The organism is Nocardia sp. NPDC041819 (genome assembly GCF_055590505.1).
Genome location: NZ_JBVJAP010000034.1, coordinates 1 through 14,134 on the forward strand (window position 1 = coordinate 1; position 14,134 = coordinate 14,134).

The window sequence follows — 14,134 nt, forward strand, 5'->3', positions numbered from 1 at the left end:
GCTGGCGCCGCGGCGAGCACTACGTGATCCGCGATGTCGACGGCAGCCCGCTCACCTCGGAACAGGGCCGCAGGACCGTCGCCGACCGATACACAATCCCCGCCGACATCCGCGTCGCGCGACGCACCACCGGTGCGAGGACGGGCCGACGACACCAGGAGTCGCACAGCGCTCCACCGATCGGCCCGTCAACAACCAACGCTACGAGCCTTCCAACGAGTTGACATCCGTTAGGAACTCAACGGTGCGGAGTTCCAGTCGGCCTTCCACTGGCACGTGATCGACCAGGGCATCGGCCACACCTACATCAAACCGGCAACCCCGCGCCTCAACGGCAAGGTGGAGCGCTCGCACCGCATCGACGCCGAAGAGTTCTACCGCCTCCTCGACGGTGTACGCACTAGCGACTGCTAGTACGCAGTAGGATGAACGTACTAGTCAACCCTTCTTCCGGAGGAACTCATGGCGGCAGATACGCGGGACCGGATGATCGGCGCCGCCATCGATGTGCTGCGCACAAAGGGTGTCGCGGGAATGTCGTTCACCGAGGTTCTCGATGCCAGCGGCGCGGCGCGCGGCGCGATCTACCATCATTTCCCTGGCGGTAAGGCCGAACTCGTCGCTGAGGCCGCGACACGCAATGGCCGCGAGGTGTGCGGACATCTGGCGCAGCTGCCCGCCGACGATCCACTGACGGTGGTCGAGATCTTCCTCGCCTCCATACGGCCGGTGGTCGGTGCTTCGGCCGAGGGGGCGGGCTGCGCGGTTGCCGCTGTCACCATCGATCCGGACAGCGGGACGCTGCGCGATGTGGCGTCAGGTGTCTTCGACTCGTGGACAACGACACTCGCGCAACGGTGACCGCGGCCGGTGTGGACGGCGATGCCGCCGCCGACCTGGCGACGACCCTGATCACGCTACTGCAGGGGGCACATGTGCTCTGCCGCGCCGATGGCAGTCTTGAGCCGTTCGACCGGATAACCCGCACCGCAACAGATTTGATCCGGCACCGCTATACCCCAGGTCGGTGACCACCCGAAGCAGTGCACCGCCACGTCGAGCACATGCGCACCGGCAGGCAACCCTTCCACGGCACCGACCACACATCCGGCCACGGTCGCCGCTGTTCGCCCAGCTCAGTGCCTCTTCGTTGCCGTCGACATCGCGAAGCACAAGCTGGGTCACGACGTGGAGTCGGATGGCGTCGGCTGCGATGCGAGCTGCTGTGAGCCCGGCGGCCTTGCCCGCAAGCGTGGCCGCCCCGGCTCCTACTGCGCCGCTGAAGCCGGTGATGAGGGCAGCACCACCAGCCATGCCTAATCCACCGGCAGCGATAGAACCGCCGCCGATCGCGGCCAGGCCTGCAGAAGTAGCCACCGCACCCGAATAGCCGACAAGCGTTCCGTACGCTCCCGCAATTGCTGGTGCGGCGAGACCGCCGGTCAGGACGCCGAGTCCGAGGCCAGCCCCAGCGAGGAGCGCGTACTTGGTCCACAAATTTGCGCACGTAGCCGGTTAAAAGGCCGCTCGGACATCCACTCGGGATCGGCACGTTCGAGGGCGGCGACGATCTTCTCGGTGGCCCACCCGTCCTCGGCACGGGCGGCCGCGACGACCGCCTTCCACAGCAGGGTCATCAGCGCTCGTCGCTCACCAGCTCCGCGCAAGTACGCCGGTCCGCGGCACCACGCGGTCGGTCTCGATGTGACTGGCAAGCGGTTGTTCGACAAGGCGTTGCCGAACGACGAGTCACGGCTACGAGCGTTGTTCGACCAGCTCGCCGCCCACGGCCCGCTGCTGATCGTGGTCGACCAGCCCAACACCATCGGCGCACTGCCGGTCACCGTCGCCTGCGCCTGCGGCCACGACGTGGCCTAACTGCCCGGCCTGTCGATGCGCCGCATCGACAGGCCTCGATCCGGGCCAGACGAAGACCGATGCTCGTGACGCGCACATCATCGCCGGCGCCGCGCGGACCATGCCGCATACGCTGCTCCGGGTCGACACCGGCGACCAAACACTCACCGAACTCGGCGTCCTGGTCGGCTTCGACGACGACCTGGCGGGAGAAGCTACTCGCACCATCAACCGCATCCGTGGCCTGCTGACCAGCATCCACCCCGCGCTCGAAAGCGTGTTGGGGTCTCGGTCTCACATCCGGCAGTTCTGGAGATCTTGTCTCGGTGCGGCGGCCGGCAGGGATCCGAGCTGCGGGCAAACGCAAACTCACCACAATCGCCAAGTACGCGCCGCGCATGGGTGCACGCCTGGTCGAGGAGGTCCTGGCCGCGCTGCCCGCACAAACCGTCGCCGTTCCCGGCGCGAAGGCCGCCGAGGTCGTGCTGCCGAAACTCGCCGACTCGCTCAAAACGGTCCTGCTGCAACGACAAAGCATCGCCGCTGACATCGAGATGATGTTCGATGACCACCCTCTTTCCAAGGTGGACATTGGTCGCGTCGGATCACCCAAGAGCACCGACTGATCTACTACGTCACCGACACAGAGATAGCGATCGTGCAGGTCGGCGGGGACTACGACGACTGACCGGGCAACGATCTCGCCGTGGACAGCCTCCACAACCGGTGCGCCGCGATCAGCTGGCCGCGCTCGCACTCACCAAGGCCGGGAACACCGCGCACCGCCTGGCGTGACGAGGGAAAGTTACCATTCAATCCTTTCGGGAAGTGGATGGTGGTCCCCGAACCACGGAAGCGGAGACGGCACCAGCTGTGCACGAGGTAGTAAGGGCCTAAGGGGCTGTTGTCAGCGAATAGACTGGTTCAGCTCTTCATGGACTTAGTTGAGAGATTGCGCGGCCGCGAGATACCGCGCGTGGCTGAGCACCTCTCCGAGCCCTGCAGAGGGCCGATAGGTGCGGACGGTCTTCGGGCTGTTGTCAGCCGTATGGTGGATGACGCCGACGCGGCGGCCGCCGAACAGGTGAAAAACACACGCCATGGTCGGCGATCGGCAGGCAGTGGACGGCACATCGAATCCGCGGGAGCCGAACAGACGGTCGACCGCCACGATCGGATCGGGTCCGACCCGGGCCCCACGGCCACCCCCGACCTCGAGGCAGGCACACCCCGACCCGATGCACCTTTGACGGTTGCGGGCGAGATAGAGCGAGTCGTGAGATCCGGCACAAAGATGAGCTGGGTGAATTTCGACCCGGCATTCAGCGACCGTCGAACCTTCGAGCGATGGCTGACCTCGGGGCACGCTCAGCTCCCCCACCGGACATCCGAATATGGATTGAATTGCTGGGAAGTGTTTCTCGACGCCGGATTACGGACGGGCGTACTGAGTCGTGAGGACATTCTCGCCTTCTACCCACCTCTCCGTGACGCGGATGGCCGCCTGATCGATCGATGGTGTCACGACGTGAACAGAGCACTTTTCCCCAGCGGTACACATGACTACGAACCCAGACGCCCCGATGCCCCGCAGCCACAGCGTGGCGACCTGATCTCCTGGAATGTCCTCTGGAATGGCTATAACTCTCCGGAACACGTTGCCATGCACACCGGACGATTCACGGGAGAGGGGGCGGGACGGTCCCCCGAAGTCTATTCGTTCTGGCGGCTTCCCAAACCGGGGGAAGTCGATGCCGCCAATCCGGTCTGGCAGTCAGGTCCCGCCTCGATCACAACCGAGACCGTCGACTCGATCACACGCGCCATGAACAACGGGGGAATGACGGAACTCGCAATCCGCTTCGGGCGAGGGCCGTGGTAGCGAATGACCAGCGGCCATGCGCGGCATCACCAGCCTGCTCGGCCCCGACACCCACCGATGACAACACATCACCTTCCTATACCAGGCGACGCCATCCTCAACAGCCTTCTGACCTGGTCGACCAGCTTCGTTTGCCGCTCCTGACACGATCCTTAACGGCACACCAACCTGCGCAACGCCGGCCTTCGCCGAGATCCCGTAGGTGGCCAGCCCGGTCAACCGGTGTGGCGGAATCATGCTCAAATCCACCGGCCCCAACCCGATTGCCTCGATATTGGCCAACCGGTCCAGCGCCTTGATCATGACCTTCCACGACGTGCGGAACGTGCCCTTACACAGCCGCTCCAGCTCGCTGATCCGAGCCTTGGAGTCCGGCGGGGACCTCCAACAACCGAAACAGAGTGGCAACCGTATTCGGTCCTACCTGATGGGCGACCCGAATCCACAACCGTTCATCGGCCGCCGTCCGGCCTTCGGCGACGAGCGCCTCCAGCGTGGTGATGCCGGGCAGCAGCGCGTTGTGGGAACGTAGCCAATCCACCGCGCCGACGAATATCGCTTTCGGCCCATCGCCAGTCGTCCACGCCAGATGGGCGATCCACGCCGCCAACTCCGCGGCGACGTCGGAGACCGCCGGATCTCGTACTCGCGCTGGTTCTCCGACGCGTGTTCGAGCCTGGTCTTGTCCCGCTCTATATAGCTCTTCACACACGAGGAATCCTCGATCCCGAGCTGCTCGGCTAGATACTCCACCAGCTCCGGCGGGACATCGAGTGGATCGGTCAGAAACATGCAGACATTGCGCACCGTCACGACCTGGAGCGCGAACCCCAACCGGTTGTAATCCCGGCGCCGGGCCGCGATCAGCCTGCGGTCCTCATCATCGAGGTAGCAGTACCGCTCCAACTCCTGCCGCGACAACACCCCAAACCGGCCGAAGCCGCCCTCACCGATCACCGCGACATGACATCACCTACAGCCCAACACCGCTCGCTGAATCGGCGACGTTAGCGCCGGATTTCGACCGGATGCTCCAAGCGCCGCCAATTGCATCGGATGCGAACTCGCGACTATGTGCGAATCGACGGGTCCGGCGGTGGCGGATGCAAGTCCCAGCCGAACTGGACGTGCACCTGATCTGCGATAACTGCAGCGGCCGACACCAACGACGCCGAAGGGGCGGCCACTGGTCAAAGCGGTCCCCGGCATCCGCTCACGGCGGGGTCCTCGCCGCCGGCCACCCGCCGAACTGCACGCCGACAAAGCCTACGACATCGCTGAATTGCGCCAATGGGTACGAGACCGTGGCATCGGAGTCCGCGTCGCCCGCAAGGACATCGAATCCTCCTAGCGCTTGGGCCGCAACCGCTGGGTCATCGAACCTCAGCACCCACAAGGCCTCCGTCGTCGCGAAATGATCTGCCGCAGGCCGCCCGCCCGAAGTGGACGAAACGGCAGCTCATCAACGGGTCTGTACAGGTCAGTGCTGCGGCGAGGGTGAGGAACCCGAGGTAGTGGGTGTGCTTGCGGTCGTAGCGGATGTTGAGGCGGTGGTGGGCGGTCATCCAGGAAATCGTTGAAATCCTCACCGACAGCAGGATTCCCGCACGATCGAACAGGACGTGGATCATACGCATCGAACATTATGCACCACAGTCGATCTCGGCACAATCCGAACGAATCACAACCACATGAGACATGACCTCAGGCGCACCTGCTCTGATCAGTCAAATTTATTCATGCTCGGCGACTTGCGCAGCGGCTGGGGCTGTCGGCCAGCCGGGACACACTCATTCGGCTGGTCCGCCGGTTGCCGGACCCACCGATCGGCCCGGTGACGGTGCTGGGTGTCGATGATTTCGCTGTCCGGCGCGGCCACCGCTACGGCACCGTCATGGTCGATCTCGATACCCACCGGCCGGTCGACCTCATCGACGGCCGTGACGGTGACGCCCTGGCCGCCTGGCTGCGCGCCCGGCCGCTGCCCCAGATCATCTGCCGGGACCGCGCCGGCGGGTATGCCGAGGGAGCGCGCCAAGGCGCCCCGGACGCGCTGCAAGTCGCTGACCGGTTCCATCTGTGGCAGAACCTCGGCCAAGCGGTCGAGAAGGACCTCTCGATGATCCGCCGCGATCCTGGCGGCGCAGGCGTCTGCTGGGCGATCCAGCCAGCCGCCGCCGGTCGTGCAGCATGCCGAACTGAAGGTTGTTCGACGCTTCCGCCAGCATCACGCCGCGGTTCACCGGCTGCTGGGCCAAGGCCTCAGCAAATCGGCGATAGCTCGTGAGCTGGGCCTGCATCCGGCGACAGTGCGGAAATTCGCCGGGTCAGTGACGGTCGATCCCTTGATCGCCAAGAACCAGCAGCGTTCGAGCATCCTCGACGGGTATCACGAGCACCTGCACCAGCGCTGGAACGATGGCATCCGCAACGCCGCTGCGCTCACCCGTGAGATCGCGGGCATGGGATATCCCGGCACCGAGCAGCAGGTGCAACGCTATCTGCGCCGGTTCCGCACCGGGACCGGCCAGACCGCGGTTCCTGCGCCGCGGCCGCCGTCGGTTCGTGACATGACCAGATGGATCATGACCGACCCCGCCCACCTCGCCGAAGACGACAGCGACAACCTGCAGCGCCTTTCCAAACACAACAAAGACCTGAAGCGGCTCGCGATCCATGTCGAAGACTTCGCGGTCATGATGACCCGCCTCCAAGGCCACCGCCTCGAGGCCTGGATCAGCACGGTCGAGAAAGACCAGCTGACAGCGATCGCGTCGTTCGCCCGCAACCTGCGCCGTGACATCGACGCCGTCCGCAACGGCCTGACCCTGCCCCACAGCTCCGGGCCCGTCGAAGGCCACATCAACCGCATCAAAATGATCAAACGCCAGATGTTCGGCCGCGCCAACCTCGACCTACTCCGTAAACGCGCACTCCTGCAGATGAACTGAACATCACGAGAATTGCGCCAGAGCCCGGATCTTCACCACGATCGCGTCGATGAAGACCGCGACATAGACCTCGTCCAGCGGCCGGCTCGACCATTCCTGCATCTCCGCGACGACTTTGTCGGTGATCCGAGAGACTGTCTCCTTCGACACCGACGCCCCATAGATCTCGGCGAAATGCGCCGAGATCTCGCCGGTGGTCAAACCTTTCGCATACAGCGACAGTACGATCTCGTCGACGCCGGTCAGCCTGCGCTGGCGTTTCTTGACGATCTGCGGTTGAAAGCTGCCGTCGCGGTCGCGGGGCACCTCGATCGGCACCGGCCCGGTCGTGTCTGTCAGCACCGTCTTCGGCCTGGTCCCATTGCGCACATTGGGCGAGTCCCGTTCGGAAGGAGCCTGATTAGGCTCGAACCCCAGATGCTCGGTCATCTCCTCGTTCAACGCCGTCTCCAGGACGGTCTTGGTGAACTGTTTGAGCAGCCCGTCCGGCCCGGTCAGGGACAAGCCCTGCTGTTTGGCCATCCGCACTAGCTCCGCCGCTGCCAGCTCCTCGGCCGACGCATCGGCCTTCTTCCTCGCCACGGCATCAAGTGTCGTCATCACGACACCTTCCCGCTGACCATCCGATCAGCGAATCAGGCCGGAAACACCCTTAAATTCAGTGTCACGATCACGGGGTCGGCCGGTTCGCTCGACCGTTAAATTCCCGCTTGCGTGGCTGTTGTGGATTCTGCGGCTGGCCGACATCCGGGACCGGACGGGATGGCTTGAGAGGAGCGTGGCATCGCCCTGACTGGGGAGTGCCTTCCGACCGGTCCGTGCCACACCGCGATCGAGAAGGGGTTGACACGCAGCAATGATGGTCATCGGGATCGACGCGCACAAGCGCACCCACACCGCAGTCTCCGCTGACGAGTTCGGCCGGAAACTGTTCACCAAAACCGTCGGAACAACCAGCACTGATCATCTGGCACTGCTGAAATGGGCGCGGGCACAGCCCGATCCGGAACGGTTATGGGCGCTCGAAGACTGCCGGAATATGACCCGGCGCCTGGAAAGCGACCTGATCGCAGCTGGAGAGCGCGTGGTCCGGGTTCCACCGAAACTGATGGCTCACGCCCGGGATTCTGCGCGCACCTACGGCAAGTCCGACCCGATCGACGCGTTAGCCATCGCCCGGGCTGCATTGCGCGAACCCGACCCGCCGGTGGCCCGGCTCGATGGAGTCGAACGCGAGCTCCGATTGCTGGTCGACCACCGAGAAGACCTCGTTGCCGAGCGCACCCGGGTAATCGCACGGCTGCGCTGGCACCTGCACGAGCTGGATCCGGGCTGGCTGCCGCCGGGCAAACTCGAACGCGCCAGCGCCTACGACCGCGTCGCAGCCCACTTGGCCCAGTTCGACGAGTTCGTCGCCCGCCTGGCGATGACCCTGATCCAACACTGCCGGCGGCTGACCGTCGAGATCGATGAGCTGGCCGGTGAGATCGGCGAACGAGTCCAACAGATCGCGCCGTCACTGCTGGCCATCGTCGGATGCGCGGCCTTGACCGCGGCGAAGATCATCGGGGAGACCGCCGGCGTCGACCGGTTCCGATCCAAGGACGCCTTCGCCCGTCACAACGGCAGCGCACCGCTGCCGGTCTGGTCATCCAACCGAGCGCGCCACCGTCTGTCCCGCACCGGGAACCGCCAACTCAACGCCGCGCTGCATCGCATCGCTCTCACGCAGGCACGCTGCCACCCGGGCGCACGAGCGCTGCTGGCCAAACACAAGGCCAAAGGCGACGGCGGCATGGAAGCGCTGCGGATCCTCAAACGCCGGCTCTCCGACGTCGTCTACCGCGCCATGATCGCCGACCTGGACCACCAATCAGCCGAAACTCCTACCGCTGCTTGACAGAGGAGCAATTCACAGTCCCTGATCTCCAGTGGATCCGATTACGGTCTGACTAGCCGGACCGAGGGTTCGGCGGGAAGGATCCTTGATGTCGGAGAGACTCGAATCCGTCGTAGATGCAGTGTCGGTGTCGACGTTCACGGTAATACGGAGGTGGAGCTGGTTTTGTTGATGGCGTATGCCGCCAATTCCGATCGAGCTGAAGGCCCAGCCGGGTACCTCCGTAAGTCGACCATCGATGACCCTCTGCGAGCCCAGAATCTGGCCCGCGAGATACCCCTGTCACAGGTCCTGACAGCTGCGGTCAACTCCATGATCGTGAACTGGAGGGGCGCGATGGGCTTGGCGATCTACATCGAGGAGGGTGACGAGGACAGCGGGTGGCTCCTTGATGCAGCCACGCGCGCGGTCGATCAGTTCCTGCTCGCGCCAGAGATAGATCGTCTGGTCGCTTATGCCCAGATCCACAGCTACCTGCACGACCGGCCGACCAGCGGCCACCAAACCGGACAGATACTGGGCGCAACCACCGCCGAACAGTCCTAACCAGCTGCGGCCAAGCGCCGCATCCGTGAACTCGAGCATGAGGTCGCCGTCCTGAAACGAGCTCGTGAGCTGCTGGAAGGACAGGCCAGCGGCCCGAAAGACGGTACGCGGCTATAACCACGATCGCGAGCGAGGAATTGCCAGTGGTAGAAACCGGACTCGGAGACGTCCAGCAGCCGGCACGCGACCTGCACCGGTGATGTCGATGACTTACAACTGGTTCGGCTGGGACCGTGTGAACGCTCGGCTGAGGTCACCGGCGTAAGGGGTTTGATGCGTGGACGGGCCCGCTTGACGCCGGGCAGGCCTTTGATCCCGGCACGCGCCATCAGCAACTCGACCTGGTTGTAACCGACGCCGATGCCGAAACCGGGGTGCCGATGGATTCGGCGTGCACCGGTGGAGCGCCGTAGGTGCCGCTGGATGCGGCGTGCGGGGCCCGGATCTCGTCGGCGAGCCAGGCGTGTCAAATCACCTGTTGCGAGGGTGGGCACGATCTCCCACCCAATACTGCACCACTTGGATTCCAGCAGTCGTCGCAACGGTCTGACTACGAGGCGTTCAGTAAAGCAGCCAACCGCTCGGCGGGGGTGTCCTAGTCCAGTGCTTTGCGGGGTCGGTCTTTGAGTTCGTCCGCGACTGCTTGCAGCGCTGAGGCATCATGAGCTCGCAAGTCACTATTTCGTGGGACCTATTGGCGCAGGAGGCCATTGGTGTTTTCGTTGGTGCCGCGTTGCCATGGTGCGCTGGGGTCGCAAAAGTAAACGGCCATGTCCGTCGCGATGCGGAATACGCGGCGTTCCTCGATCTCGGCTCCTTGGTCCCAGGTGAGCGTGCGGAGCCGAACCGTCGGCAACGTCGACACGGTCGCGATGAGGCTGTCGCGGACTGCGTCGGCATCGCGGCCTTCGGCGAGATGCCCGAGCATAACGAACCGGCTGGACCGCTCGACCAGCGTCGCGATCGCTGATCTTCCAGTCGCAGCAATGATCAGGTCGCCTTCCGTAAGACTGTCGATGGCCCGGGAGGGTCGGGTGTGGCTGAGATCGCCTTGCGCTGTGGTCGCTTACTGGGAATGTCCGCCCGGTTCTCCGGGGCGCCCTGGCTGCTGATTGAGATCTGCGCTCGGTCGCTGGTTTACGGATGTGTCGGTGGGTGTTCGTCGGGGCCGCTGACAAGGCATCGTCAAGGGGACGGAGAAGTGTGTGGCTGAGATGCGGGACAAGGCGTGGACCGGGGTCGATGTCGGCAAGACCCATCATTGGGTGTGTGGTGGATGCCGATGGCGCAACGTTGCAGTCTCGGAGGGTGAGCAACGACGAGGCCGAGATCTTTGAAGCGATCTCCGCCGTGGGCGCATTGGCGCAGCGGGTGGTGTGGGCGGTCGACATCATCGGGGCGCCGTCGGCTCTGCTGCTGGCGCTGCTGGCCCAGGCCGGGCAGGTGGTGCATTACGCCTCTGGCCGGGTAGTTGCGGCTATGAGTGCTGCGTTCACTGGTGAGGGAAAGACCGACACCAAGGACGCGTATGTCATCGCCGAAACCGCCCGCTTGCGCCGCGACTTGGCCGTCATTGATCGTGACACGGATCTGGTCCGCAATCTGGCTGTTCTGACCGGGCACCGGGCGGACCTTGTCGCCGATCGGTGCGGATGATCAACCGGCTGCGGGATCTGATGACCAGTGTGTTCCCCAGCTTGGAGCGGGAGTTCGACTACTCGGCCTGCAAAGGGGCACTGGTGCTGCTGACCGGGTATGCCAGCCCTGAGCGGATCCGTCGTGCCGGACAGAGCCGGCTGGCTTTGCGGGCCCGCAAGGTCCGCAACTCGGCCGGGGTCGCCGCCCGCGCGGTCAACGCAGCCAAAGCCCAATCGATCGCGCTTCCCGGCCAGGACATGACCGCGGCCATCATCACGGAGCTGGCTACCAGCATTCTCGCCCTCGATGAGCGGTTGAAGAGCCTTGGCGCTCAGATCGAGGAGCTGTTCGGACTACATCCGCAGGCCGCAGTCATCACGTCTATGCCCGGCTTCGGGTCGTTCCTCGGGGCCAGTCTGCTGGTCAATGCCGGAGACCTGCGTGCTTTCCCCAGTGCCGGACACCTCGCTGCAGCCGCCGGACTCGTTCCGGTGCCACAGGACTCCGGCCGACGTGTCGGCAACCTGCACCGGCCGCTGCGTTACAGCCGTCCACTACGGCACGTGTTCTACCTCTCGGCACAAACCTGCGTGACGACCGGATCTGGACCACGACACCACCGCCCATCGCTCAAGCGGCTTGACAACAACATCGAGTTTCCCAATGGCCAGGGATCACACGTGAGTATGCCTCGGGCGGTCGCATCGCGACCGGTGTCATCGGGTCGACGAACCGGGGCCGACGAAGGTTTGGATCCCGGCGGGGCTTGCGTGCTGTGCGGCCGCGGCGCAGCTGCCGGGCGAGCTCGCGCTTGAGCTCACCACGGGCGTGGACGTAGATGGCCTGGTAGATCGTTTCCGTGATCACCCGCATGTCCGCCGCATCGGGGAATTTCTTGATCAAACGGTTGCTGATCTGCTGTGGTGACCATTTCCTGTTCAGCTTGGCCTGAACGTAGTCGCGCGGCCGTGGATTGGCTAACAGCTTCGGCCGCCGTGGCCGCGATCTGCGTTGAACCGAGAGCCGATGCGCCGTATGAGGCAGATATCCACGCGATGACATGGCATTGCGGCGCAGCTCCCGGCTGACCGTCGAGGGGGAACGCCGTAGTTGCGCGGCGATCTTGCGGATCGACATCCCAGCTCGGTGCAGGTCACGCAGATGCTCCCGCTCGAGCAAACTCAAGTAGCGCGGATGGATGACCTTCTCGACCCGATCCAGGTCGATCCTTCCACCGATAGCAGGGGCTGTGCGTGCCGAATTCACGTCGGCCAGTATCGGTTCCGGGTAACGGACGATGCGGCCGTCGGGATAGATCCGGCCCCGGTTGATGATCGTGATGCCTTTGTCCCATCCGCGGCGGAGCGCTTGTCGGCTCCAACCCGTTTCGCCGCCTGAGCACGTGTCACGCCCTTGGCCCGAAGCCGCAGGAACTTTTCGCGCCTCGGGTTCGCCCACCGCGCTTCGCTGGTGTAGATGCCTGCCTGGTGCGCCCACTTGTAGCAGGTCACACGGGCGAAGCCGAGCTGGCGGGCAACAGCCGACACGTTGCCGCGTTCGGCGAGCAGGCGGAAGAACTCAGTCTTCTCTTCCTTGGTTCTTCTGGGGCAGAATGCAAACCGAGCGACTCAACCGGCAACGCGGGAAACCCCGGATCGAGCTGGCGAACTCGATCTTCGACTACCTTGAGATCGTCCACAACCGCCGCCGCCACTCAGCCCTCGGTATGCGCCCCCTATCGAGTACATGAAACCGAGGGAACATCAGTTCGTGGGTTTGGAAGCAGTGATGGCGCTGGACGAGCATCTTGTTGAACAGCTGCAGCAACGCTGCTCCGTGCGCTCGGTGGCGTTGGTAGTGCTTGCGGGGCAGGGTCGCATCTGGAGGTGGCCGAGGAACGCCCAGATCCAGCCCGCGGCCGCCAGGTGGTCGTCCTTGACCCGGCGCTGGGTGATGGAGATCGTCTTGCTCGACGCTCGGGTGACCGGTGCCGATCCGGCGTAGGTCTTCAACGCGCGGTCGGTGGCGAATTTAATTGTGTCGTCTGCAACCTCGGCCAGAATTCGGGCGCCGGGCGGGGTCAGCGAGGCCAGGGAAGCTGGTGATGATGGTGTAGCGGGATATTTGCGAAAGTCCTCGGCCGCAGCCTGTTCCAGTCATGGTTCAGCTCAATATCTGGTCGCAAATATATCCGTCCACTCCGTGGCCGTGTATTCGATCGAAATCGGAACGCTCAAAATCCGCACCATCTACGTAATGTGGAATAATGTCTACCTCGACACTGGTGCATACCCACTTTCGGCCCGTATCCTCGACTTCCATTACCGAGGTCACCCGGTGGTCGCCACTCAGAGGGGCGCCGTTCGAGGCCGTGCATTGACGCCCCTTCACATACCCGAACTCCTGATGGGAGAACTTGCAGGTGTAGGTCGGCAACGGATGCGCAACACTGGGGATGGTGATCAGACCAGCAGCTGTAACCAACACGGATGCGGGTTTGGCGAGTCGGAAGAAGCGGGCTGTGGCCATAAGGGATTCCTTTCGAAGAAAAATTGAAAACATTATGGGCTATCGCGAATTTCTACTTCGTTCGCACCACGGTCAGATGGGACGGCAGCCGTATGCGTCGGCCGGCATTGAGCACCCGTTCAGCGTTAGCCCGCGATATTCCCGGATGGATCGACTTGCCAATGTACACAGTCACACTATTGCACTCCCCTTTTTTCGCCGGTATCACTGTTCCATCTTGACGAAGAGTTCGAATACCTGCCTTCCAGCGGGGCGCAGTGCGATGCCGTACACTAGCGGCCATCTATCCAGCTGAATCTTCCGAAGAAGCTTGCTGCGGGTGTGTGTTCGCAAATGTAAGTCGGCAGCGCTGGTTGAGCTGCGACGATGGGAGCCGTTAGCGCCATGGTGGTTGCGGCAAGCATGAGCGCGGGTGTGCAAGCACGAAATGGACACGATGAAGTCATAAGAGCTCCTATTCTATTAGACTGCCGGCCGCATATCGCCATGCCGAGATCATCGTCAAGCGAAAGGCATTGGGCTGCAATAGATTTACCGGGTGTCGGACAAACAGGCCGCGTCGGGTTCGGCATGGAGCCCAGAGCAATTGTTGCCGTACATTGTCGTGAATCCGCCATGCCTGCGATTTTTGTCTGAAGCGATGTCACCAGCATCGATGAACTGCCTACCATCTACTTACGGGTACTCGGGAAGTCGGCCTGGGTCCCGGGTCGCGGCGATATTATCCTGGCGCTATGAGCTCCTAACAGGTTCTGTTGAGTGGCGGTGACTCTCGTTGCGGTGCAGTATGTTTCGTCGTGGCGGCACCGTGGGTCGTGGATGACGAGTTGT

The 14,134-nt window shown here is 63.6% G+C and carries 16 protein-coding genes and 5 pseudogenes; 14 read left to right on the forward strand and 7 right to left on the reverse strand.

From position 1 onward, the window contains the following. Positions 1–240: 240 nt before the first annotated feature. The 3 genes and pseudogenes from ACZ6DL_RS37445 to ACZ6DL_RS37455 form a co-directional block, all read left to right on the forward strand. Positions 241–387: pseudogene (locus ACZ6DL_RS37445) on the forward strand (IS481 family transposase); the annotation flags it as partial. A gap of 75 nt (positions 388–462) precedes the next feature. After that, positions 463–861 carry a TetR/AcrR family transcriptional regulator gene (locus tag ACZ6DL_RS37450; protein ID WP_466058399.1) on the forward strand — a complete coding sequence of 133 codons (399 nt, stop codon included), beginning with the start codon at positions 463–465 and terminating at the stop codon, positions 859–861. Then, positions 858–1,031: an LmrA/YxaF family transcription factor gene (locus ACZ6DL_RS37455; protein ID WP_466058402.1), complete on the forward strand. Its 174-nt coding sequence runs from the start codon at positions 858–860 to the stop codon at positions 1,029–1,031. The genes ACZ6DL_RS37450 and ACZ6DL_RS37455 overlap by 4 nt, the downstream gene beginning before the upstream one ends. Positions 1,032–1,442: 411 nt before the next feature. Here ACZ6DL_RS37455 and ACZ6DL_RS37460 read toward each other — a convergent pair whose 3' ends face one another. After that, a complete protein-coding gene (locus tag ACZ6DL_RS37460) occupies positions 1,443–1,637 on the reverse strand; it encodes a hypothetical protein (protein ID WP_466058427.1) in 195 nt (64 codons plus the stop codon). Between ACZ6DL_RS37460 and ACZ6DL_RS37465 the strand changes: the two are divergent. The 4 genes and pseudogenes from ACZ6DL_RS37465 to ACZ6DL_RS37480 all read left to right on the forward strand — a co-directional run. Next, positions 1,636–2,444, forward strand: a pseudogene (locus tag ACZ6DL_RS37465) (IS110 family transposase); the annotation flags it as partial. The gene ACZ6DL_RS37460 and the pseudogene ACZ6DL_RS37465 sit on opposite strands and share 2 nt — an antisense overlap. A gap of 35 nt (positions 2,445–2,479) precedes the next feature. Continuing rightward, positions 2,480–2,545, forward strand: coding sequence for a hypothetical protein (locus ACZ6DL_RS37470; protein ID WP_466058418.1), 66 nt, complete (start codon positions 2,480–2,482; stop codon positions 2,543–2,545). Between the two features lie 360 nt (positions 2,546–2,905). Further along, on the forward strand, positions 2,906–3,739 hold the full coding sequence (locus ACZ6DL_RS37475; RefSeq protein ID WP_466058404.1) for a hypothetical protein: 834 nt from the start codon (positions 2,906–2,908) through the stop codon (positions 3,737–3,739). Positions 3,740–3,974: 235 nt separating this feature from the next. Further along, positions 3,975–4,271 (forward strand): hypothetical protein, encoded by a 297-nt coding sequence (locus ACZ6DL_RS37480; protein WP_466058429.1) that lies wholly within the window; start codon positions 3,975–3,977, stop codon positions 4,269–4,271. Here the strand turns inward: ACZ6DL_RS37480 and ACZ6DL_RS37485 are convergent. Both ACZ6DL_RS37485 and ACZ6DL_RS37490 read right to left on the reverse strand, forming a co-directional pair. Beyond that, positions 4,272–4,696, reverse strand: a pseudogene (locus ACZ6DL_RS37485) (DUF4158 domain-containing protein); the annotation flags it as partial. A gap of 416 nt (positions 4,697–5,112) precedes the next feature. Continuing rightward, positions 5,113–5,370, reverse strand: coding sequence for a hypothetical protein (locus ACZ6DL_RS37490; RefSeq protein WP_466058406.1), 258 nt, complete (start codon positions 5,368–5,370; stop codon positions 5,113–5,115). A gap of 263 nt (positions 5,371–5,633) precedes the next feature. On the opposite strand from ACZ6DL_RS37490, the gene ACZ6DL_RS37495 reads away from it, so the two are divergent. Both ACZ6DL_RS37495 and ACZ6DL_RS37500 read left to right on the forward strand, forming a co-directional pair. Beyond that, positions 5,634–6,026, forward strand: coding sequence for an ISL3 family transposase (locus ACZ6DL_RS37495; protein WP_466058420.1), 393 nt, complete (start codon positions 5,634–5,636; stop codon positions 6,024–6,026). A 283-nt stretch (positions 6,027–6,309) separates the two neighbouring features. Next, positions 6,310–6,690 (forward strand): ISL3 family transposase, encoded by a 381-nt coding sequence (locus ACZ6DL_RS37500; protein WP_466058422.1) that lies wholly within the window; start codon positions 6,310–6,312, stop codon positions 6,688–6,690. Positions 6,691–6,714: 24 nt separating this feature from the next. Here the strand turns inward: ACZ6DL_RS37500 and ACZ6DL_RS37505 are convergent. Beyond that, positions 6,715–7,293: pseudogene (locus ACZ6DL_RS37505) on the reverse strand (IS256 family transposase); the annotation flags it as partial. 253 nt (positions 7,294–7,546) lie between these two features. On the opposite strand from ACZ6DL_RS37505, the gene ACZ6DL_RS37510 reads away from it, so the two are divergent. Together ACZ6DL_RS37510 and ACZ6DL_RS37515 are read left to right on the forward strand one after the other, a co-directional pair. Continuing rightward, entirely contained in the window at positions 7,547–8,590 is a 1,044-nt protein-coding gene (locus ACZ6DL_RS37510; RefSeq protein ID WP_466058408.1) for an IS110 family RNA-guided transposase, read from the forward strand. 153 nt (positions 8,591–8,743) lie between these two features. Continuing rightward, a complete protein-coding gene (locus tag ACZ6DL_RS37515) occupies positions 8,744–9,136 on the forward strand; it encodes a hypothetical protein (protein ID WP_466058410.1) in 393 nt (130 codons plus the stop codon). Positions 9,137–9,827: 691 nt separating this feature from the next. On the opposite strand, the gene ACZ6DL_RS37520 is transcribed toward ACZ6DL_RS37515, so the two are convergent. Next, positions 9,828–10,154, reverse strand: coding sequence for an IS30 family transposase (locus ACZ6DL_RS37520; protein WP_466058423.1), 327 nt, complete (start codon positions 10,152–10,154; stop codon positions 9,828–9,830). 290 nt (positions 10,155–10,444) lie between these two features. Here ACZ6DL_RS37520 and ACZ6DL_RS37525 point away from each other — a divergent pair, with 290 nt between their 5' ends. Together ACZ6DL_RS37525 and ACZ6DL_RS37530 are read left to right on the forward strand one after the other, a co-directional pair. Next, a complete protein-coding gene (locus ACZ6DL_RS37525) occupies positions 10,445–10,792 on the forward strand; it encodes an IS110 family transposase (protein ID WP_466058412.1) in 348 nt (115 codons plus the stop codon). Positions 10,793–11,031: 239 nt separating this feature from the next. Beyond that, complete coding sequence (locus ACZ6DL_RS37530) at positions 11,032–11,589, forward strand: transposase (protein ID WP_466058425.1); 558 nt, start codon at positions 11,032–11,034, stop codon at positions 11,587–11,589. Here ACZ6DL_RS37530 and ACZ6DL_RS37535 read toward each other — a convergent pair. After that, positions 11,489–11,911: pseudogene (locus tag ACZ6DL_RS37535) on the reverse strand (transposase); the annotation flags it as partial. The gene ACZ6DL_RS37530 and the pseudogene ACZ6DL_RS37535 overlap by 101 nt on opposite strands. Before the next feature lie 633 nt (positions 11,912–12,544). Here ACZ6DL_RS37535 and ACZ6DL_RS37540 point away from each other — a divergent pair. Continuing rightward, positions 12,545–12,778 carry a hypothetical protein gene (locus ACZ6DL_RS37540; RefSeq protein ID WP_466058414.1) on the forward strand — a complete coding sequence of 78 codons (234 nt, stop codon included), beginning with the start codon at positions 12,545–12,547 and terminating at the stop codon, positions 12,776–12,778. Positions 12,779–12,937: 159 nt separating this feature from the next. Here ACZ6DL_RS37540 and ACZ6DL_RS37545 read toward each other — a convergent pair whose 3' ends face one another. Next, positions 12,938–13,303 (reverse strand): hypothetical protein, encoded by a 366-nt coding sequence (locus tag ACZ6DL_RS37545; protein ID WP_466058416.1) that lies wholly within the window; start codon positions 13,301–13,303, stop codon positions 12,938–12,940. Positions 13,304–14,134 lie beyond the last annotated feature (831 nt).

Coding starts and splice junctions, on each gene's coding strand:
- ACZ6DL_RS37475 (WP_466058404.1), top strand. CDS start 2,906: ATGGTGGATGACGCCGACGCGGCGGCCGCCGAACAGGTGAAAAACACA.
- ACZ6DL_RS37510 (WP_466058408.1), top strand. CDS start 7,547: ATGATGGTCATCGGGATCGACGCGCACAAGCGCACCCACACCGCAGTC.
- ACZ6DL_RS37495 (WP_466058420.1), top strand. CDS start 5,634: ATGGTCGATCTCGATACCCACCGGCCGGTCGACCTCATCGACGGCCGT.
- ACZ6DL_RS37460 (WP_466058427.1), bottom strand. CDS start 1,637: ATGACCCTGCTGTGGAAGGCGGTCGTCGCGGCCGCCCGTGCCGAGGAC.
- ACZ6DL_RS37490 (WP_466058406.1), bottom strand. CDS start 5,370: ATGATCCACGTCCTGTTCGATCGTGCGGGAATCCTGCTGTCGGTGAGG.
- ACZ6DL_RS37480 (WP_466058429.1), top strand. CDS start 3,975: ATGCTCAAATCCACCGGCCCCAACCCGATTGCCTCGATATTGGCCAAC.
- ACZ6DL_RS37545 (WP_466058416.1), bottom strand. CDS start 13,303: ATGGCCACAGCCCGCTTCTTCCGACTCGCCAAACCCGCATCCGTGTTG.
- ACZ6DL_RS37500 (WP_466058422.1), top strand. CDS start 6,310: ATGACCAGATGGATCATGACCGACCCCGCCCACCTCGCCGAAGACGAC.
- ACZ6DL_RS37530 (WP_466058425.1), top strand. CDS start 11,032: ATGACCGCGGCCATCATCACGGAGCTGGCTACCAGCATTCTCGCCCTC.
- ACZ6DL_RS37450 (WP_466058399.1), top strand. CDS start 463: ATGGCGGCAGATACGCGGGACCGGATGATCGGCGCCGCCATCGATGTG.